Here is a 19,105-nt window from a genome sequence, read left to right as displayed (position 1 = left end):
CATGGTCGGAAAATGCGTGAGCACTGAGGAGGATTCTGTCATCAAGGCGCTCGAATGAGCGGCTGGAGGACAGTTGGGGGCTGAGTGTTCACGGTTTTGAGGGAGAGGGACCCCGCTGCGCATCGCGTCGCTCCGGAGGCCGTATCCGCTACGCCGGGCCATTGAGCCCTTCCCGGCGAGCGCCCGCACCTCGCCGTGATCACGATGCCGAAGCTGCGGCCCGGGTCAGCCATAAGTCCGGGCAGGCGTAGGGCTTACTGAACGAGCGGGGCTCACACACCTGGCGGGCGGAGCCGCTTGATGCCCTCAACGAAGACGGTGAAGGAGGGGGCGGGGACGGAGAGGGTGGCCCGGGTGGGCGCCTTGGAGTCGCGGATGGCTATGTGGGTGACCGACTCCGCGATCTCGACGCAGGTGTCACCTTCGCCGCCATCGGAGTAAGTGGACTTACGCCAGTTCATTACAGGTCCTTCGCCAACCGTGAATGAGGGACTCACGCCCCGGGCCAGGAGTGCCGCTTGACGCCCTCGACGAAGGCGGCGAAGGAAGGGGCGGGGACGGAGAGGGTGGCCCGGGTGGGGGCCTTGGAGTCACGGATGGCTATCCGGGTGACCGACTCCGCTATTTCGACGCAGGTGTTGCCTTCGCCGCCGCCGGAGTAGGTGGACTTCCGCCAGTTCATCACAGCTCCTTCAGCAACCGGTGAACGAAGTCCCGTGACTCCGAGGGGTTCATCGACGACGTCTTCACCGTACGGAAGAGCGTTTGGAGGCGATCCAGGTGGGCTGCCGCATCGATGAACAGGGTGCCGGTGGGTGAGTCGAGGAGCCCCGTGTCCAACTTGGGGACCGGCCCGCCCAGATACATCATCGATGCGTCAGCGCCTGCGAAGCCGTCCTGGTCGACCGGGATGATCCGGACAGTGGCGTGCCCCTTCTCGATCTCCTCCAGGATGAGCCGAAGCTGGGACACAACCGTCCGGCGGTCGGCCACACGAATACGAAGGGCAAACTCGTGGATCACCGTCTCGTACGGAGTCGGCTCGTCACCCTCGATCGCCTTGCGCCGTCGCATCCTGTGCTCCACTCGTGGCGCCAGTTCACTCTCCGGCAGATCAGGGCGCATGTACCTGAAGACCGCCCGAGCATAGTCCGGGGTCTGGAGAAGGCCGGGAACGTGCGTGACCACGACCTCCCGCAGGAAGGTCGCATGATGTTCGGCCTCGGCCACATCCATGTTCACCTGAGGCAGGACTCCTCGGTAGTCGTCCCACCAGCCGTGTGACCTCTCACCGGCCAACGACACCAGGGCGTCGATGAACGCCTCGTCCCCGCAGCCGTAATGAGCCGCCAGTCGACGAACACGCTCGCCGCTGACACCTGAGATGCCCAACTCCACCTGACTCATCTGCGCCGAAGTCGAGTTCAGAAAGGCCGCCACCTCACGCGCCTTCATGCCCGTCGCCTCGCGCAACTTGCGCAACTCGGCCCCCAGCCGCACTTGCCGAGCGGTGGGATTGCTCCTCGGCGCCATACGTTCTCCGTCCCCAACGCCTCTGCGTACGTGCCACGTTCGAGTGCCAGATTATGACAACAGCTTGCGTGAGGAGAAATTACTCCTCTACCGTCGGTGACGCGACGCACACGCTGCGGAACACCGGGGCGCCGGAAGCGCACCGCACCGTCCTGCCATGACGGATGCGGCATGGACACCGCCCGGGGGCCGCGCCCTCCCTCACCTCCCCTCACCGAACGGAGTTGACGCATGCCCGAAGACGAGGCCTGGGAGTACTCCCTGTACATCCCGAACGATCCACGCGCAGTCACCGTCAGTCGACGCACCCTGCGCCTGATCCTCACCATGCACGGACTGATCCGCCTCGTCGATGTCGCGGAACTCCTCGCGGCGGAGCTGATCGGCAACGCCGTGCTGCACACCAAGGGCCCCGCCGCACTGCGGGTGCGCTGGTCGCCGCCGGAGACGCTACGGATCGGCGCGTGGGACGCGGACCCCGAACCGCCCGACGCTCCTGCCCGATTGGCGGACGTGACCGGCGACGAGAGCGGGCGGGGGCTCGCCCTCGTCAAGGCCTGCTCCGACCTGTGGGGCTGGCAGCCCCTCTCCCGGTTCGGCAACAGAGGCAAATACATTTGGTGCGAGATCGGCGCCGGTCAGCCCGGGGTCACCAGGCGGGCCTCGTAGGCGAAGACCGCCGCCTGGGTGCGGTCACGCAGGCCCAGCTTCACCAGGACGCGGCTGACGTGGGTCTTGATCGTCGACTCGGCGACCACCAGGCGCCCGGCGATCTCCGCGTTGGACAGGCCCTGGGCGATCAGGACCAGCACCTCCGTCTCGCGATCGGTCAGGTCGCCGTACGCCGCCTGCGTCGAGGGCATCAGGCGCGGGGTGTCGGACAACTTGGAGAACTCGGTGATCAGGCGCTTGGTGATCGAGGGTGCGAGGAGGGCCTCGCCGGCCGCCACCACCCGGACGCCCTCGGCGAGCTGCCGGGCCGAGGCATCCTTGAGGAGGAAGCCGGACGCGCCCGCGCGCAGCGCCTGGTACACGTACTCGTCGAGGTCGAAGGTGGTCAGCACCAGCACCTTAGAGGTGCCGTCCGCCGCCACGATCTCCCGCGTCGCCTCGATGCCGTTCAGCTCGGGCATGCGGATGTCCATCAGGACGACGTCGGGGGCGAGCTCGCGGACCTTCGCCACCGCCTCCCGGCCGTTGACCGCCTCACCGGCGACCTCGATGTCCGGCATCGCGTTCAGCAGGACCGAGAAGCCCTCGCGCACCATCATCTGGTCGTCGGCGATCAGTACCCGGATCGTCATGCGTCACCCTCGGTCTGGGCGACGACCGGCAGGAACACCGCCACCTCGTACCCTCCGTCGTCCGTCGGTCCCGCCGTCATCTCGCCGTTCAGCATCGAGACGCGCTCGCGCATACCGGTGACTCCGTGCCCGGCGCCGGGCGACGGCTTGACCAGGGTGTTCGGCGGGATGGCGGTGTTGACCACGCGCAGGCCCAGGCCCCCCAGTACGTAGGACACCTCGACGCGGGCCGTCGCGCCGGGCGCGTGCCGCAGGCTGTTGCTCAACGCCTCCTGCACGATCCGGTACGCCGACAGCTCCACACCCGGCGGCAGCTCGCGCACCGCGCCGGTCACCGCCTTGTCCACGGCCAAGCCCGCTTCGCGCACATTGGCGAGCAGGGTGTCCAGGTCGGCCAGCGTCGGCTGCGGGGCGTCCGGGGCCTCGTAGTCCTCGGCGCGGACCACGCCCAGGACACGGCGCAGCTCGGTGAGGGCCGCCACCGCGTTCTCCCGGATGGTGGCGAAGGCCCGCTCCAGCTCCTCCGGCGGATTCGCCACGCGGTAGGGCGCGGCCTCCGCCTGGATGGCGACCACCGACATGTGGTGGGCGACCACGTCGTGCAGCTCGCGGGCGATGGTGGTGCGCTCCTCGAGCAGAGTGCGGCGGGAGCGTTCGTGTGCGGTGACCGTCTGCTCGGCGGTCACCTGCTGCCGGGCGTCGCGCCGGATGTGCCAGACCGATATCAGGAGCAGGACGATGGCGGTCAAGACGAGCAGTGGGGCCGAATTCCCCGCGTAAGGGCCGCCGAACAGGGCCTCGGAGAGGAAACCGTAAAGCGCGGTCAGAGCCCACATCCACGCGGCCGTGCGGGGCCGGGTGCGTATCGCGACGATCGCCAGGACCGACACGTGGCACATGAACGCGCCGGGCCCCCAGGGCCAGTCTCCCCACTCGCCGCCGACGACGGCGAGCACCGGGGTCGCCGCCATCGACAGCCAGAACGCGCCGACCGGCCGGACCATCGTCGCCAGCACCGGGACGGCGCACAGCAGCCCGGCCAGCAGAGACAGCAGGCCGTCGGAGACACCACCGGTCGTCGAACCGCCGAAGAAGCACAGCAGCGCGAGCGCCCCGACCACCGCGTAAGGAATCCGGGCCGCGCGGGGCCGAACCCGCGCCGGGAGGTGGCGGATCAACGGACCGTCCGTGGCCATACGGGGCAGCGGGCGGTAGGCGAAGGCGTCGTTGAACAGGTCCTCGCGCAGTCCGCTCAAGGCTCGCACGGCGAGGCGGTACTCGGGGCTGCGCGATGCGGCTCCCTCGCCAGGGGGCGGGGTCCGCATCTGGGTTGTCTCGGTCACGTTGCCAAGGTAGGCGGCGCGACAGTGGGCCGTCGTCACCAGTGAGAGGGGTCCTTCGGTATCCGCCTCAGGTACTACGGAGGTACGGACCGACCCGGCGCCTCCCACGGCCGGTCAGTATCCCGCCGGCCGGACCAGGCCCGACTCGTACGCGAACACCGCCGCCTGCGTGCGGTCCCTGAGACCCAGCTTCACCAGGATCCGGCCCACATGGGTCTTCACCGTCTGCTCGGCGACCACCAGGCGCTGGGCGATCTCCGCGTTCGACAGGCCCTGCGCGATGAGGGCGAGCACCTCCGTCTCCCGCTCGGTCAGCTCACCGACCCGGGCCTTCAACGGGGCGCGCGGCCGGTCGTCCAGCCGGGAGAACTCGGCGATCAGCCGCCGCGTGATCCCCGGCGCGAGCAGCGCGTCACCGGCGGCCACCACCCGGACCGCCTCGGCGAGCTGGTCGGCGGACGCGTCCTTCAGCAGGAACCCGGACGCCCCCGCCCGCAGCGCCTCGTACACATACTCGTCGAGGTCGAAGGTGGTCAGCACCAGCACTCTGATCTCCGGGGTCGCCCCGGTGATGCGCCGGGTGGCCTCGATGCCGCCCAGCTCGGGCATCCGGATGTCCATCAGGACGACCTCCGGGGCCAGCTCCGCGACCTTGGCCACTGCGTCCAGGCCGTCCACCGCCTGCCCGATCACCTCGATGTCGGGCTGGGTATTGAGCAGCACGGTGAAACCCTGCCGGACCATCTGCTGGTCGTCGGCGATCAGCACGCGGATCACGCGGCCGTTGCTGCTGGTCGTCATGGGGAGTCGTCCTCGGTGAAGGGAGCGGTGGAGTGGTCGGTGGGGTGATCGGTGGCCGGGGCGTCGGTGGCCGGGGCGGGGCCGTCTACCGGCAGGAACGCCGCCACCTGGTAGCCGCCGTCCGGCAGCGGGTGCGCCGTCAGGGTGCCGTCGAGCATCGCCACCCGCTCCCGCATGCCGAGCAGCCCGTGCCCGGCCCCCTGTGACGGCGCCGGTGCGCGCTTCGGCCGGGTGTTGGAGACCTCCACACGCAGCCCGATCGGAAGGTGGGTGAGGTGGACCCGGGCACTCGCGCCCGGCGCGTGCCGCAGCACGTTGCTGAGCGCCTCCTGCACGATCCGGTACGCCGACAGCTCCACGCCGGGCGGGAGCGATCTGCGCGTCCCGCTCGTACCGGTGGCGACGGTCAGCCCGGCGGCCCGGGTGTTCTCCACCAGCGCGTCGAGCCGGTCCAGGGTGGGCTGCGGGGCGTGCGGAACGGCGTCGCCCCCCTCGGGCGCCTCCAACGCGTCCGGGTGCTCGGAGCGCAGCACTCCCAGCACGCGGCGCAGCTCGGTCAGCGCCTCCAGCGCGTTCTGCCGGATGCCCGCGAGGTTCTCCTTCAGCTCGTCCGGCGGGTTCTCGACGAGGTGCGGGGCCACCTGGGCCTGGATGGAGATCACGGACATGTGATGGGCGACCACGTCGTGCAGCTCGCGCGCGATACGGCTGCGCTCCTCCAGCAGGGTGCGCCGGGCCCGCTCCTCGGCGGTCAGCGAGGTCTGCTGCGCCAACTGCGTGCGCGCTTCTCTGCGACCGCGCAGGGCCATGCCGAGGACGACGACGACCGCGAACAGGATGACGGCGAGCTGGCCCGTCGGCAGGTAGTTCGGCGCGCCCACCAGGCCCTGCAGGACATAGGTGCAGAGTGCGGTCAGGGTCAGGGCCTCAACGGACACCCGGGTGGGGACCCGCAGCGCGAGCAGCAGCATGACGAACAGGTGACCGATGAGTCCGGCGGCCGTCCAGGGCCAGGTGAACTCGTGGCCGCCCGGGACCATCTCCGCCCGCACGGCGGTGGCGCCCACCAGCATGGCCGCCATCGAGAGCCACCACGCCGCGACCGGACGCCACAGCGCGAGCACCATCGCGCCGGCCTGGGTGACACCGATCAGGAAGGCGAACCCGGGATCGACCCCGCCGTTGTCGCCGAGTTGGGCGGCGTCACCGAGCAGCACCCCGAGCGCCGCCAGACACACCACCCCGTGCGGAAACCAGCGCAGCCACACCGACGGCGGCAGCGGGTCCGCCCGCCAGGTCCACAGGTCGTCGTGGAGCACGCGCAGTACGCGATCGGCCCGGGCCCGGGACCAGGCCCATTGCCGTTTCCCCCTTCGCTTCACGGGCCCCACCCTAGACATGACGTGCACCCGCCGTACTCGTCCGGCCCTGTGGGCGATGCGTACGGACGACCCGGGAGCGGCGCCGGACACCACCACGCTCGCAGGAGCGGAAGGTGGCCCAGCAGCCGGCCAGGACCAGCGCGAACACCGGGAGCCAGACGAACCGCGCCGCGACCCAGTCCAAGCCGTCGGGAACCGTGTGCAGGCCGGGCAGCCGGCCCACCAGGAGGCCCGTGGCCGTGGTCGCCATCAGCGCGGTCTGGTGCCAGAGGAAGATCGTCATCGCGGAGAGGTTGACCAGCGCGACCGCCGCCCACGCCACAGGACACCGCATCGCACGGCGCAGCCACTCGCACAGCAGCAGGGCCAGGCCGCACTGCGCCAGGCCGAAGGTGACGGCGGCCAGGGTCGGCGGATTGAGGTTCGACACCGGCGCGCCGGGGACGCCGACCATCGACGCCGGGTAGCCCGCCCAGGCGACGAGCGCCGCGGTCGCCGCCGTACCGCCGGTGAGCAGGATCCAGCCCGCGCGGCGGCGGTCCAGTTCGCCTCGGGTCCAGGCGGCGCCCAGGCAGTAGGGGACCAGCCAGCCGGCCGCGAGGTTGACCCGGCCGAGCCAGGAAGGTGCGCCGAAACCGAAACGCAGCAGGTCTATGTGGAGGACAACGACCAGCGGCCACAGCGGATGCAACCGGGTCAGCAACGGCGTCGCCGCGGTCAGCGCGGCGAACACCAGCAGGAACCACATCGGGGACAGGGCCAGCTTCAACAGCGTGTGGACGGTCACGTACTCCGCGCCCGTCAGGAGCAGCAGCGCCGCCATCACCGTCCACAGGCCGAGGACGGCCATGACCGGTCGGAAGAGGCGGGACAGCCGGGCGGTCAGCCAGCGGACGTAGGACTCGCCCCGGGCACGGGCCGACGCGTATCCGCGGGTGGCGACATGGCCACCCACCAGGAAGAACACGGCGAGCGTCTGGAAGGCCCAGGAGACCGGGGCCAGCCAGGGCATGTCCCGCAGCGGGCTGGCCGCGTGCAGGGTGCCGCCGTCGGCGACCAGGGCCGTCACCAGCCAGTGCCCGAGGACCACCCCGAGGATGGCGAAGGCGCGCAGGGCGTCGACGGCCCGGTCCCGCGACACCGGCGTGGCGGCGTCCACGCGGGCGGCGGCGCGGCACAGTGTGCCGCGCGGTGCGGTGGCCGGCCGCGAAACCGGGTGCGTGAGGAAGGCCGGGGTCAGGTCAGTCATGGGTCACCTCCGTGGTCTCGCCCAGGGCGATCCGGGCCAGGTTCGTCAGGGAGAGGGAGCCGGTGTCGAAGTAGTCGCTGTGGCCGCCGTCGCCGGCGTCGAAGACGCGGGCGCCGAAGTTCGGGGAGAGCGGGTCGGTGCCGAAGCCGACCGTGGTGCCGAACAGGTCCGCGCTCGCGTGCGGAACGTGCTCCACCCAGTCGTCGGCGCCCCGTGCCGCCCATATCCGGGCGCCGGTGTGCAGGCTCGCGGCGGTGTCGGCGCCGGTGCCGGGGCTGCCGACCAGGACGATGTCGGCGACGTCCAGGCCGTCGGCGGCGCGGGCGCAGACCACCGAGCCGTAGGAGTGGCAGAGGAGGGTGAGACGGGTGCCGGGGCCGGTGATCCGGCGCAGGTCGGCCACCAGGGCGCGCAGCTCGGGGGCGGCCCGGTCGGCGCGGTCGGTCGTGGCGACCGTCGTGCTGACGGTGCCCGGCGTCTCGTAGCCCAGCCAGGCCACGACGGCTGTGCGCGTCCCCGCGGGAGCCTCGGCGACGAGCTGCCGGTGCAGGGCGAGGGCGGCGGCGCGAAACCGGCCGTACGTGTCGAGGCTGGTGTCGGAGCCCGGGACCAGAGCGGCGACGCGGTCGGCGTGCGCCAGGTCGCCGAAGACCTGGGTGGCCAGTCCGGCGCCCCGGCCGTCGAAGGCGAGGAGGTGGCGGGACCGGTCGGCCATCGCACGGTCCGCCGCCGCGCGGTGCCGGTCGCCGTGGCCCGCGGCCATCCGGGAGGCCTCCGCCGCGTTGGCCCGATTCGCGGCGTACGTCTCGTCCAGCGTGGCGGCCGTCGGGGCCGCCAGTATGGCGGGAGCCGGGGCGGGGATCTCGGGCCGCGCGGCAGCCGAGAGGGGGAGCACTACGGCACCGGCGATGAGGGCGGCGCAAACGGCGCGGCGCCAGCCGCCGCCCACACGCCGCCGCCGCCAACGTACCGTCGTCCCGGGCCCCATGGCCGCTCCCCTCCAGCGTGCCCGTCCATCGGGCCTGTCTGAAAGGGAAGTTATGAATCGGGCCGGGTAACCCGCGTCCCGCCGGGGAGCTCACCTGGCGGCTAGCTCTCAGGTATTACGGGTACGGGTACGACACCCGTACCTATACCCGTACCCGGCTCATTTGAGCGGGCCGTGAGCACTCTCGGGGAAACTGTTCACGCTTTTCATGACGCACCCTCCCCGCCCGCTCACCACGCCAACTGCGCGATCTCCTCCGCCACCACCGCGCACGCGTCCGCCGCCGGGTCGATCAGCGGGTAGTGGCCGACGTCCTCCAGCAGCGTCACGCCCACCACCTCCCCGGCCTTCGCCGCCGCGTCGGCGTACGCCTCGGCGACCGCCTGCGGAACGTCCACGTCGGCACGGCCCTGGACGAGGGTCGTCGCGATCCCGGTGGGCAGCAGCAGAGCGGGGTCGGCATAGGGCCGGCGCTGCGCGAACATCTCTCTTCCGCCCAGGAGTTGCCGCGCCGCGCCCCCGCACACGTCGAGCTGGTCGGCGACCTCGAAGTCGGCGATCGGCGCGAGGGCGACCACACCGCGCAGCGGTGCCGGGCGGTCGGTGCGCCACGGGGCGTCGGCCGGCAGCAGGTGCCGGGCGGCCGCCCACAGGGCGAGATGCCCGCCGGCGGAGTGGCCGGTGAGCACCACACGGCGCGCGTCGGCCTCCGGCAGGTGTCGCCGTACCAGGCCCGGCAACGCGTCCAGTGCCGCGGCCACGTCGTCGAAGGTGTCGGGCCAGCGCCCCGCTACGGGATCACCGCCCGCGCTCTGCGTACCGCGGCGGTACTCCACGCTGGCCACGGCGAGGCCCCGGTGGGCCAGGAAGCCGGCGAACGGGCTGACATGACGCCGGTCGTACGGGGCGCGCCACGAGCCTCCGTGCAGGACCACCACGACGGGAGCGGCCTCACCCGGGCCCGCCGGTCCGCGCGGTACGTAGAAGTCGATCACCTGGTCGGGGTGGTCGCCGTAACCGGCGGTGCTGTCGGGCCCGACCGCCGGGTGGGAGAGGGCCGATTTCTCCTCCGCGGCGTCCCTCGCGGCAGCGGTGCCCGGTTCTGCGGCGGCGTCCGGCATGCTCAACCTCTCAGCGGCAAAACGGTGTTGGCGGACCGGAAGAATGAAATCGGCCGTTGCCGGGACGGTATCAGGCCGATGACGTGCGCGGACATGGGGATGTGACGCAGGGTGAGGGCCAGACGGTTCGCCCGGCCCCCACCCCGCGACTCAACGCACCAGCGTCCGGGCCAGCACCCGCGCCGCCCGCTCCACGTCCGCGAAACCGACGTACAGCGGGGTGAAGCCGAAGCGCAGCACGTCCGGAGCGCGGTAGTCCCCGACCACGCCGCGCTCGATCAGCCGCTTCATCACCTCACCGGCGTCGTCGCAGCGCAGCGCGACCTGGCTGCCCCGCTCCGCGTGCGACCCCGGCGTCAGCGACTCCACCCGGCCGTACGGGACGTACGCCCCGACGCAGCGCAGGAAGAAGTCCGTCAGCGCCAGGGACTTGGCCCGCACCGCCGCCACCGAGACCCCTGCCTCGTCCCACACGTCCAGCGCCGCCTCCAGGGCGAGCAGGGAGAGGATGTCCGGCGTGCCGACCCTGCCGCGCACCGCACCGGACGCCGGGGCGTACGCGGGGCGCATGCCGAAGGGCTCGGCGTGCGAGTTCCAGCCCGGCAGCGGGGAGTCGAAACGGTGCTGGAGGTCGCGGCGCACGTACAGGTAGGCGGGCGAGCCGGGGCCGCCGTTGAGGTACTTGTAGGTGCAGCCGACCGCCAGGTCGACACCGTGCTCGTCGAGCCCGACCGGCAGCGCGCCCGCGCTGTGGCACAGGTCCCAGACGACGTACGCCCCGGCCGCGTGCACTGCCGCCGTGAGGCCGGGCAGGTCGTGCAGCCGGCCGGTGCGGTAGTCGACGTGGTTGAGCAGCACGGCGGCGATCCGGTCCCCCCGGTCCGCCAGCGCCGAGGCCATCTCGGCCGGGGTGACCGGGCACAGGGCGCAGCCCGTCATCCGGGCCGCGGACTCGGCGATGTACCCGTCCGTGGGGAAGGTGGTGGCGTCGACGAGGATCTCGTCCCGGCCCGCACCGCCCGCACCGGTCGCGGCGCCTGCACCGCCCCCACGGCGCACACCGTCCGCGCCACCGACACCGCCCGCACCGCCCTCACGGCCTGCGCCGCCCGCGCCGCCGACACCACCTGCGCCGCCCGTACTGCCCGCGCCGCCGACACCGCCGACACCGCCGACACCGCCCTCACGGCGTGTACCGTCCCCCCGCGCCATGCGCACGGCGGCGACGAGGGCCTTGAAGACGTTCACGCTCGTCGAGTCGCCCACCACGACCTGCCCGGCCGCCGCGCCGACCAGCGGGGCGATCCGGTCGCCGATCCGCTCGGGCGCGGTCCACCAGCCGCTCTCCTCCCAGGACCGGATGCGCAGCTCGCCCCACTGACGCCGTACGACGTCCTCCACGCGCGCGGGGACGTGTGCCGGGAGGGCGCCCAGCGAGTTGCCGTCCAGGTACGTCACGTCGTCGAGGACGAAACGCTCGCGCAGGGCCGCGAGCCCGTCCGCGGCGTCCAGCCGCTCCGCCTCGCTCGCGAGACTCACCGGCTCAGACATACGACCGCGCCGTCCACAGCTCGGGGAACACGTTGCCGCGGGCCCGCTTCTCCAGCCACGCCACGCCGGCCGAGCCGCCCGTGCCGGTCTTGGAGCCCATCGCGCGGCGGGTGGCGACCAGGTGGTCGTTGCGCCAGCGCCACACCAGCTCGGCGACGTCGGTGAGGGCCTCGCCGAGGCGGGCCAGTTCGCCGTTCTGGTCGCCGGAGTAGACGGCCGTCCAGGCGGCCTCGACCTCGGGTGCCGGCTCGTACTTCTGGGTGACGTCGCGCTCGAGCACGGCGTCCGGGACGTCGTATCCGCGCCGGGCGAGCAGCCGGACGACCTCGTCGTACAGGCTCGGCTCGTGCAGCGCCTTCTCCAGTTCCGCGTGGACGCGCGGGGCACCGCGGTGCGGGACGAGCATGGACGCGGACTTGTCGCCGAGCAGGAACTCCAGGCGGCGGTACATCGCCGACTGGAAGCCGGAGCCCTCGCCGAGGGCGGACCGGTAGGAGTTGAACTGGGCCGGGGTGAGCTGCGCCAGCGGCGTCCAGGAAGCGTTGAGCGCCTCCAGTTCCCGCACCGAGCGCTTGAGCGCGTCGGTCGCCACCGGGATCCGGTCCTCGCGCAGGGCGCGGGCGGCGGTCTCCCATTCGTGGACGATGACGGTGAACCACAGCTCCATGACCTGGGTCGTGACCAGGAAGACCATCTCTCCGGGATCGTCGGAGAGGGTGTGCTGGAGGTGGGTGAGCACGTCCGCCTTGACGTAGTCCTCGTACGGCGTGCTGCCCTCGAAGTCGAGATTCGGGGCTTCGTGGGACATCGCTGTCTCCTGATGTGCACGGGTAGCGGTCCGCCCTGCCGTTACCGGCACGGGGCCCCGGTCCCCAAGGCATCCTCCGCAATCGTGCCAGGAAACCGCAAGGCCCGCCCGCGCACGGCAGGCGGGCCAGGACGTGGCCGTTTCAGCCCAGTCGTTCCAGCTCAGTCGTTCCGGCTCAGTCGTTCCGGCTCAGCCCAGCACTTCGGCGGCCGCCGGCGAGGAGTCCTTCAGGAACTGGCTGCAGCGCTCGTACTCCTCCTTCTCGCCGATCGCCTGGGCGGCGCGGGCGAGGGCGTGCAGGGCGCGCAGGAAGCCGCGGTTCGGCTCGTGCTCCCAGGGCACCGGGCCGTGCCCCTTCCAGCCGCTGCGGCGCAGGGAGTCGAGGCCGCGGTGGTAGCCGGTACGGGCGTACGCGTACGACTCCACGACGCTGCCCCGCTCGAACGCCTCGTCGGCCAGCCGGGCCCAGGCGAGCGAGGACGTCGGGTACTTCGCGGCGACGTCGGCGGGGGAGGTGCCGCCCGCCAGCAGCTCGCGCGGCCCGGGGTCGTCGGGGAGGTGGGTCGGGGGCGGTCCCCCGAGGAGGTTCTCGTGAATGGACATGGCACAAGTCTGCGGCATGCGCCCCGCTCCGCCGGACGGGTCACACGGCCTGGTCGCGCTCCCGCGTTCCCTCCAGGGGCGGCGCCATGACCGAGCCGTGGGTACGGCACTGGGGCCGGCGGCAGTCCGGCGCCGGGCGGCGCACCGTCGTGAAGGCGATCACGGAGCCCGCCACCAGGACGCCCGCGCAGATCAGCATCGCCGGTCCGAACGCGTCGTCGAACGCCTGAGCGGACCGGTAGGCCTCCTCCCCCATGCCGGTGAGCAGGGGCAGCGCGGCGACCGCGACCAGGCCCGCCGCACGGGCGGCCGCGTTGTTGATGCCGCTGGCAAGGCCGGCCCGCGCGGTGTCCACGGCGGCCAGCACGGTCGCCGTCAGCGGGGCGACCAGCGTGACCATGCCGAGCCCGAGCACCAGCAGGGCCGGCAGCACGTCGGCGACGTACGAGGCGCCCGGACCGACCCGCAGCATCAGCACCATTCCGGCCGCGCACAGCAGCGGGCCGACGCTGAGCTGGAGCCGCGGGCCGAGACGCTCGGCGAGTTCGCCGGAGCGGGCGGAGAGCAGCAGCATCAGGACGGTGGTCGGCAGCAGCGCCGTACCGGCGGCCAGCGCGGACCAGCCGACGACGACCTGGAGCTGGAGCGCGGCGAGGAAGAAGAAGCCGCCGAAGGCCGCGTACACGCACAGCGTGACGACGTTGACCGCCGTGAACTGACGGGACGCGAAGACGTCGAGCGGCATCATCGGGTCCTTGCCGCGCCGCTCGACGACGACGAAGGCCACGGCGGCCGCCGCCCCGGCCACCGCGCTCAGCGCCACCGCCCAGGACGCCGTACGCGCCTCGATCAGCGCGTAGGTGAGCAGCGCGAGGGCCGCCGCGCACAGGGCCGCGCCGAGTACGTCGAAGCGCGAGTGGGCGCGCTCGTCCGAGGACTCGGGCACGTGCCGCAGCGCGACCGGCGCGCACAGCAGCGCCAGCGGCACGTTGAGCAGGAAGACCCAGCGCCAGCCCGCGCCGTCCACCAGCCAGCCCCCGAGGAACGGCCCCACCGCCGCGCCCACGCCCCCGAACCCCGACCACAGGCCGACCGCCCGCCCCCGGTCGTCGGCGTGGAAGGAGGCCTGGATGAGGGCCAGGGAACCGGGCGTGAGCAGTGCCCCGCCGATGCCCTGGAGGGCGCGGGCGATGATCAGGACGCCGGCATTCGGCGCGAGGCCGCACAGCAGGGACGCGGCGGCGAACCACAGCACGCCGATGACGAAGATCCGACGGCGGCCGAACCGGTCGCCGAGTGCGCCGCCCAGGAGGATCAGCCCGGCCAGCGTGACCATGTAGGCGTTGACCGTCCACTGCAGGGCGGCGAGGTCCGCGTCGAGGTCGCGGCCGATGCGGGGCAGCGCGACGTTGACGACGGTCGAGTCCAGCAGGGCCATGCTGGAGCCGAGGACGGTGGTCAGCAGGATCCACTTGCCCTGCGGTGAGGCCAGCCGGACATCGGGCATGGCCCCAGATATACACCCAGAGACGCGGCGAGCCCGGCGCGCGGGGCGCCGGGCTCGTGCGAACGGGTCGCTATGGACGACCTGGTTCTGACCTGGTTCTACTTGATCTTCTGGCCCGTCGAGCGCAGGTGACCGCAGGCCTCGACGACGCGCGCGGCCATGCCGGCCTCGGCCAGCTTGCCCCAGGTGCGCGGGTCGTAGGTCTTCTTGTTGCCGACCTCGCCGTCGACCTTCAGGACCCCGTCGTAGTTGCGCAGGACGTGGTCGGCGACCGGACGCGTGAAGGCGTACTGGGTGTCCGTGTCGATGTTCATCTTGACCACGCCGTTCTCCAGCGCGGTCGCGATCTCCTCGGCGGAGGAGCCGGAGCCGCCGTGGAAGACGAAGTTGAACGGCTTGCTGCCGGCCGGCTGACCGTACTTGGCGGCGATGCCCTCGTTCAGGTCCTTCAGCAGGTCGGGGCGGAGCACGACGTTGCCCGGCTTGTACACGCCGTGCACGTTGCCGAAGGACGCGGCGAGCAGGTAGCGGCCCTTCTCGCCCAGGCCCAGGGCCTCGACGGTGCGGACCGCGTCGTCGACCGTGGTGTACAGGGAGTCGTTGATCTCGTGGGAGACGCCGTCCTCCTCGCCGCCGGTCGGGGTGATCTCGACCTCGAGGATGATCCTGGCGGCGCGGGCGCGCTCCAGCAGCTCGGTGGCGATGGAGAGGTTGTCGGCCAGGGTCTCGGCCGAACCGTCCCACATGTGCGACTGGAACAGCGGGTTGCGGCCGGCCTTGACGCGCTCCTCGGAGACCGCCAGCAGCGGACGCACGTACCCGTCGAGCTTGTCCTTCGGGCAGTGGTCCGTGTGCAGGGCGACGGTGACGTCGTACTTCTCGGCGACGATGTGCGCGAACTCGGCGAGGGCTACGGCGCCGGTCACCATGTCCTTGTTGTGCTGACCGCCCAGGAACTCGGCGCCGCCGGTGGAGATCTGGACGATGCCGTCGCTCTCCGCCTCCGCGAAACCGCGCAGGGCGGCGTGCAGCGTCTGGGAAGAGGTCACGTTGATGGCGGGGTAGGCGAACTTTCCTGCCTTCGCCCGGTCCAGCATCTCGTTGTAGACCTCGGGAGTTGCGATGGGCATCTGTCCGCTCCTTGTATGTGCGGGTGGGCGCGTGCTGTTGCTTATGGCCCTGACCTAGGACTGGGGGGCGACGTCATCGTCGGCCCCATCCTTCCAGACGAACCGGGAATACCCGAGTGGACGTCCGTGCCGGTCCTCTGTGCGGCCCCGGTCCCGGCTCAGTCCAGGCCCAGCTCGTCCTTGTCGTAGGCGTACCGGTACGGCACTCCCGCGCCGTCCTGGATCTTCTCGGCGGCGCCGGTCGCCCGGTCGACGATCGTGGCGACGGCGACCACCTCCGCGCCGGCCTCGCGCACGGCCTCGACGGCGGTGAGCGGGGAGCCGCCGGTGGTGGAGGTGTCCTCGACGACGAGGACACGGCGGCCCTTGATGTCCGGGCCCTCGACGCGCCGCTGCAGCCCGTGCGCCTTGGCGGCCTTGCGGACGACGAACGCGTCCAGCCTGCGGCCGCGCGCGGCGGCGGCGTGCAGCATGCTCGCGGCGACCGGGTCGGCGCCCATGGTCAGCCCGCCGACCGCGTCGAACTCCAGGTCGGCGGTCAGGTCGAGCAGCACCTGCCCGACCAGCGGCGCGGCCTCGCCGTCCAGGGTGATGCGGCGCAGGTCGACGTAGTAGTCGGCCTCCAGACCCGAGGAGAGGGTCACCTTGCCGTGCACCACGGCCTTGTCCTTGATCTGCTGCAGCAGCTCGCCGCGTACGTCCGTCATGTACCCGAGTTTAGAGGCGGCGCCAGGCCCAGGTCGTCGTGGCCTCCAGCGGCTCCAGGGGTGTGACCAGGCGCGGGAGGGTGTTCAGGCCGTTGGGCGGCCCGGTCTGCGGCTCGACGCAGACGGCGGCCTCCTGCTCGTCGTACACCACGACCCACTGCTCCCGGCTGGTCACCTTCAGCTCCAGCCGCCCGGGCCAGGTCAGCGTGACGTCGACGCCGTCCGGCATGCCGAAGCAGTCGTCCCACGGGCCGGGCTTCGGCTCGACGCGGTTGCCGGTGGGCAGGTGGTCGTCGCCGCGCTCCTCCTGCCAGGCGGGGTCGAAGGCGATCTCGGCGCCCGGCCCGTCCGCACCGCCGAGGGTCCCCGGGCCGCCGAGGGTCCGGTTGAACCAGGGGTGCCAGCCGATCTGCGCGGGGAAGGACGACTCGTACGTCTCCACCGACATCGTCAGCGTCAGCCCGTCCTCGGCGAGGGCGATCACCTGCGTGACACGGCCGCTGTAGGGCCAGGGGTCGGTGAGGTCGTACGTGATGACGGCCTCGTCGGCGGTGACGCGGGCGGTGCGCCAGGCGGCGTCGCGGGCGGTGCCGTGGATGGCGTGCGGCGGGGAGTTGAGGGGCATCTGGTGGACCACGGCGCCGTCGCCGAAGCGGCCGTCGCGGATGCGTCCGCACCAGGGGACCATGGGGAAGCAGCCGTAGCGCTCGCCCTGGCGGAGCAGTTCCGTGCCGCCGACGCGGAGTCCGCCGATCCGGCCGCCGTTGCCCGGCAGCACGGTCGCCTCCGCGTCACCCGCGGTCAGCGTGATGGGTTCGTTACTCACCCCACGACCCTACTGGGGCGATCAAGGGTGCACCGGTACGCGGGGTCCGGGAGGCGGTTCAGCGGCGCTTGCGCAGCGCGCGGCCCACGACGATCGCCCCCGCCACGACCACGGCCGCCGCGGGTGCGGCCCAGCGCAGGGGGGCGCCGGCGACGCCCGACTGGGGCGCGGGGACGGGGGCGTACCGGCCGCGCGGCGGGGCGTGGTCCACCTCCTCCGCGCTGCGGCCGATCATCGTGCGGCGCGCGTGCGCGGCCTCGGCGGGGGGCTGGACGATCGGCTCGTCGTCGGCGCCCGGCGCCTCGGGTCCCTTGTCGCCGACCGTGTTTCCGCCCGTGTTTCCGTCCGTGTTTCCGTCCGCGCTCTCGTCCGGGGTACCGCCCGTGCTCTCGTCCGGGTTCGAGAGAGACGGCGGAGGGACCTCGGTGTCGAAGACGGAGGTGTGCCGCGGCTCGGGTTGTGGCTCCGGGGATGGCTGCTGCGCCGCCGTGCCCAGGTTCTCGGCGAAGCGGGTCAGCAGCCGGATGATGGCCGACGTCACCGACTCCCGCGGCAGCTCCGTGACCCGCCCGTCCGCGGTGGCCGTCCCGGCGAGGACGAGGGTGGCTCCGCCTTCGGCGTCCCGGAGGGAGAGGGTCAGCGCGAGCGCGACCGTGCCGGTGCCGCGCGACTCGGTGGCGTCGCCCTCGACAGCGTACGTGCCGTCCTGTCGGGCGGACAGGCGCACGGAGCCTCGGTAGGTGATGGAGTGACTGCCGATGCGCACCTTCAGCCGGCCCGCGACGGGCTCGGCACCCGCGTCCTGCTGGAGCCCCGGAACCGCCCGGGCGACCCGTACGGGGTCGGCCAGCACGTCCCTGAGCCGCTCGGCCGGAACCGGAACGAACACCTCATGCTCCATGTCGACGCAGCCTACCCAGCGGGCGACCGGAACACCCCCCGTCTGCGCAAAGTCACCCGGCGCCCGCGCCGCCCGGCGTCACCAGTCCCGTCTCGTACGCCACGACCACCGCCTGGGCCCTGCTGGTCAGGCCCAGCTTGCTCATCGTGCGGTTGAGGTGGGTCTTCACCGTGGCCTCGCTGATGAACAGGCGGTCGGCGGCCTCGGCGTTGCTCAGACCGCGGGCCACCAGTCTCAGGACCTCGCCCTCGCGGGTGGTCAGCGCGGGCGGCTGGGCGGCGTCCGGGGCAGCGGTTCGCCCGGTGTCCGTCATCCGTTTGAATCCTCCCCTCCCTGAAGGGGGAGGGGATTCCTGGCTCAGGCTGCCTCCTGGAGCGGCGCTCCAGGAGGTCTTCCGCCCTCGGCACCAGCCGGGTTGAGACCAGCCCGGAGGAGCATGACGCGTGCGGAGTTCTTGTCCCTGGGGGACGCTGTTCCGCAGGCGGTGCAGGTGTAGGTGCGTTCACCCAGCGGCAGTGCGTGCTTGGCTCTCGCTCCGCACTGCGCGCAGTCCATCGTGGTGTACGCGGGGTGGACCAGGCGGATGTCCCGCCCGTGTTTGCGCCCCATCTCGATCAGGGCGGTCTTGGTGGCGCCGATGGCGGCGTCGGCGGCCTTGCGGGCCATGGTCGTCCTGGCCAGGAACTTCGGCCGGAAGTCCTCGACCGCTACGGCATCGTGGTCACGGACGACCTTCTTGGCCCACTTGCGGCCGGTGTCCGCACGCTGCCGGGCGGCCTTCTTGTGGGCCTTCGCCCGCAGCTTCTTCGCCGTCCGGTAGCCCCTCGACCCGGACGTCCCCTTCTTCGGCCTGCGGCGGGCCATCATCCGGTCGTACCGGGCCACCCTCACCCGCGCCTTCCCGCCATACCCGGCGTGCGGCAGATCGTGCGCGTCGGACGTCGTGGTCGCCGTCTCCCGCACACCCCAGTCGACACCGAGCACCCGGCCGGTCTTCGGCAGCGGCTGGACCTGGGCCGGGACGACGAACGAGCCGTACCAGTGCCCGAGACTGTCCTGGTACACGCGCACCGAGGACGGCTCGCCCGGCAACTCCCGCGACCACACCACCGACACGACGATGCCACCCGCCAGATACAGCCGGCCGTCGCCCAGCCGGAACCCGCGCCGGGTGTAGTTCAGGGACGCCAGCGCCTCACGCCTGGTCTTCCACGTCGGCATCCCGGCCCGGCGCGCCACGGGCAGACGCCCGGCGATGTCCTGCTGCGCCTTGGCACGGGAGCGGCCGAAGTCGCGGACGACCTGCTGCTGCGGAACGCACGAGCCCTCCCGCAGCCACGGAGTACGGGCA

General features: G+C 72.2%; 20 protein-coding genes and 1 pseudogene. 1 reads left to right on the top strand and 20 read right to left on the bottom strand.

Features of this window, described 5'->3' with window-relative positions:
- Nucleotides 1-272 precede the first annotated feature (272 nt).
- The 3 genes from KUM40_RS27275 to KUM40_RS27265 are packed head-to-tail and all read right to left on the bottom strand — an operon-like array spanning nt 273 to nt 1,533.
- Complete coding sequence (locus KUM40_RS27275; RefSeq protein WP_217168846.1) at nt 273-461, bottom strand: DUF397 domain-containing protein; 189 nt, start codon at nt 459-461, stop codon at nt 273-275.
- Between the two features lie 32 nt (nt 462-493).
- On the bottom strand, nt 494-682 hold the full coding sequence (locus KUM40_RS27270) for a DUF397 domain-containing protein (RefSeq protein ID WP_217168845.1): 189 nt from the start codon (nt 680-682) through the stop codon (nt 494-496).
- Complete coding sequence (locus KUM40_RS27265; RefSeq protein WP_217168844.1) at nt 682-1,533, bottom strand: helix-turn-helix transcriptional regulator; 852 nt, start codon at nt 1,531-1,533, stop codon at nt 682-684. Before KUM40_RS27265 ends, KUM40_RS27270 begins: the two co-directional genes overlap by 1 nt.
- 231 nt (nt 1,534-1,764) lie before the next feature.
- Here KUM40_RS27265 and KUM40_RS27260 point away from each other — a divergent pair, with 231 nt between their 5' ends.
- Nucleotides 1,765-2,202, top strand: a complete 438-nt coding sequence (locus tag KUM40_RS27260; RefSeq protein ID WP_217168843.1) for an ATP-binding protein — start codon at nt 1,765-1,767, stop codon at nt 2,200-2,202.
- On the opposite strand, the gene KUM40_RS27255 is transcribed toward KUM40_RS27260, so the two are convergent.
- The 17 genes and pseudogenes from KUM40_RS27255 to KUM40_RS27175 all read right to left on the bottom strand — a co-directional run.
- Entirely contained in the window at nt 2,172-2,837 is a 666-nt protein-coding gene (locus KUM40_RS27255; RefSeq protein ID WP_217168842.1) for a response regulator transcription factor, read from the bottom strand. The two genes, KUM40_RS27260 and KUM40_RS27255, sit on opposite strands and share 31 nt — an antisense overlap.
- The gene (locus KUM40_RS27250; RefSeq protein ID WP_374227429.1) at nt 2,834-4,180 is read right to left on the bottom strand and encodes a sensor histidine kinase; all 1,347 of its coding nucleotides are present in this window, start codon (nt 4,178-4,180) and stop codon (nt 2,834-2,836) included. Before KUM40_RS27250 ends, KUM40_RS27255 begins: the two co-directional genes overlap by 4 nt.
- Nucleotides 4,181-4,294: 114 nt before the next feature.
- A complete protein-coding gene (locus KUM40_RS27245; protein WP_031085127.1) occupies nt 4,295-4,981 on the bottom strand; it encodes a response regulator transcription factor in 687 nt (228 codons plus the stop codon).
- The gene (locus tag KUM40_RS27240) at nt 4,978-6,381 is read right to left on the bottom strand and encodes a sensor histidine kinase (RefSeq protein WP_217168841.1); all 1,404 of its coding nucleotides are present in this window, start codon (nt 6,379-6,381) and stop codon (nt 4,978-4,980) included. Before KUM40_RS27240 ends, KUM40_RS27245 begins: the two co-directional genes overlap by 4 nt.
- Nucleotides 6,374-7,612: an acyltransferase gene (locus KUM40_RS27235; protein WP_217168840.1), complete on the bottom strand. Its 1,239-nt coding sequence runs from the start codon at nt 7,610-7,612 to the stop codon at nt 6,374-6,376. Before KUM40_RS27235 ends, KUM40_RS27240 begins: the two co-directional genes overlap by 8 nt.
- On the bottom strand, nt 7,605-8,600 hold the full coding sequence (locus KUM40_RS27230) for an alpha/beta hydrolase (protein WP_217168839.1): 996 nt from the start codon (nt 8,598-8,600) through the stop codon (nt 7,605-7,607). Before KUM40_RS27230 ends, KUM40_RS27235 begins: the two co-directional genes overlap by 8 nt.
- A 230-nt stretch (nt 8,601-8,830) precedes the next feature.
- Nucleotides 8,831-9,721 carry an alpha/beta hydrolase gene (locus tag KUM40_RS27225; RefSeq protein WP_217168838.1) on the bottom strand — a complete coding sequence of 297 codons (891 nt, stop codon included), beginning with the start codon at nt 9,719-9,721 and terminating at the stop codon, nt 8,831-8,833.
- 150 nt (nt 9,722-9,871) lie between these two features.
- Nucleotides 9,872-11,272 carry a kynureninase gene (locus tag KUM40_RS27220; RefSeq protein WP_254395746.1) on the bottom strand — a complete coding sequence of 467 codons (1,401 nt, stop codon included), beginning with the start codon at nt 11,270-11,272 and terminating at the stop codon, nt 9,872-9,874.
- Nucleotides 11,265-12,080 carry a tryptophan 2,3-dioxygenase gene (locus KUM40_RS27215; RefSeq protein WP_217168837.1) on the bottom strand — a complete coding sequence of 272 codons (816 nt, stop codon included), beginning with the start codon at nt 12,078-12,080 and terminating at the stop codon, nt 11,265-11,267. Before KUM40_RS27215 ends, KUM40_RS27220 begins: the two co-directional genes overlap by 8 nt.
- Nucleotides 12,081-12,269: 189 nt before the next feature.
- Nucleotides 12,270-12,683, bottom strand: a complete 414-nt coding sequence (locus tag KUM40_RS27210) for a DUF3151 domain-containing protein (protein WP_217168836.1) — start codon at nt 12,681-12,683, stop codon at nt 12,270-12,272.
- Nucleotides 12,684-12,723: 40 nt separating this feature from the next.
- Nucleotides 12,724-14,190 carry an MFS transporter gene (locus KUM40_RS27205; RefSeq protein ID WP_217168835.1) on the bottom strand — a complete coding sequence of 489 codons (1,467 nt, stop codon included), beginning with the start codon at nt 14,188-14,190 and terminating at the stop codon, nt 12,724-12,726.
- A 98-nt stretch (nt 14,191-14,288) separates the two neighbouring features.
- A complete protein-coding gene (gene fbaA, locus KUM40_RS27200) occupies nt 14,289-15,320 on the bottom strand; it encodes a class II fructose-bisphosphate aldolase (RefSeq protein WP_217168834.1) in 1,032 nt (343 codons plus the stop codon).
- A gap of 158 nt (nt 15,321-15,478) precedes the next feature.
- Nucleotides 15,479-16,027 carry an orotate phosphoribosyltransferase gene (gene pyrE, locus KUM40_RS27195; protein ID WP_217168833.1) on the bottom strand — a complete coding sequence of 183 codons (549 nt, stop codon included), beginning with the start codon at nt 16,025-16,027 and terminating at the stop codon, nt 15,479-15,481.
- Nucleotides 16,028-16,037: 10 nt separating this feature from the next.
- The gene (locus tag KUM40_RS27190) at nt 16,038-16,853 is read right to left on the bottom strand and encodes an aldose 1-epimerase (protein ID WP_217168832.1); all 816 of its coding nucleotides are present in this window, start codon (nt 16,851-16,853) and stop codon (nt 16,038-16,040) included.
- A 58-nt stretch (nt 16,854-16,911) separates the two neighbouring features.
- Nucleotides 16,912-17,754 carry an SRPBCC domain-containing protein gene (locus KUM40_RS27185; protein ID WP_217168831.1) on the bottom strand — a complete coding sequence of 281 codons (843 nt, stop codon included), beginning with the start codon at nt 17,752-17,754 and terminating at the stop codon, nt 16,912-16,914.
- A 52-nt stretch (nt 17,755-17,806) separates the two neighbouring features.
- Nucleotides 17,807-18,037: pseudogene (locus KUM40_RS27180) on the bottom strand (response regulator transcription factor); the annotation flags it as partial.
- A gap of 74 nt (nt 18,038-18,111) precedes the next feature.
- Nucleotides 18,112-19,105: transposase (locus KUM40_RS27175; RefSeq protein WP_254395745.1), on the bottom strand; the 994-nt coding region annotated here is incomplete at its 5' end.

Source organism: Streptomyces sp. AC512_CC834, assembly GCF_019049325.1.
In the GTDB taxonomy this organism is placed as follows: Bacteria; Actinomycetota; Actinomycetes; order Streptomycetales; family Streptomycetaceae; genus Streptomyces.
The sequence above is the reverse complement of the archived record's forward strand: the minus strand, read 5'-3'. Positions and strand labels throughout refer to the sequence as shown.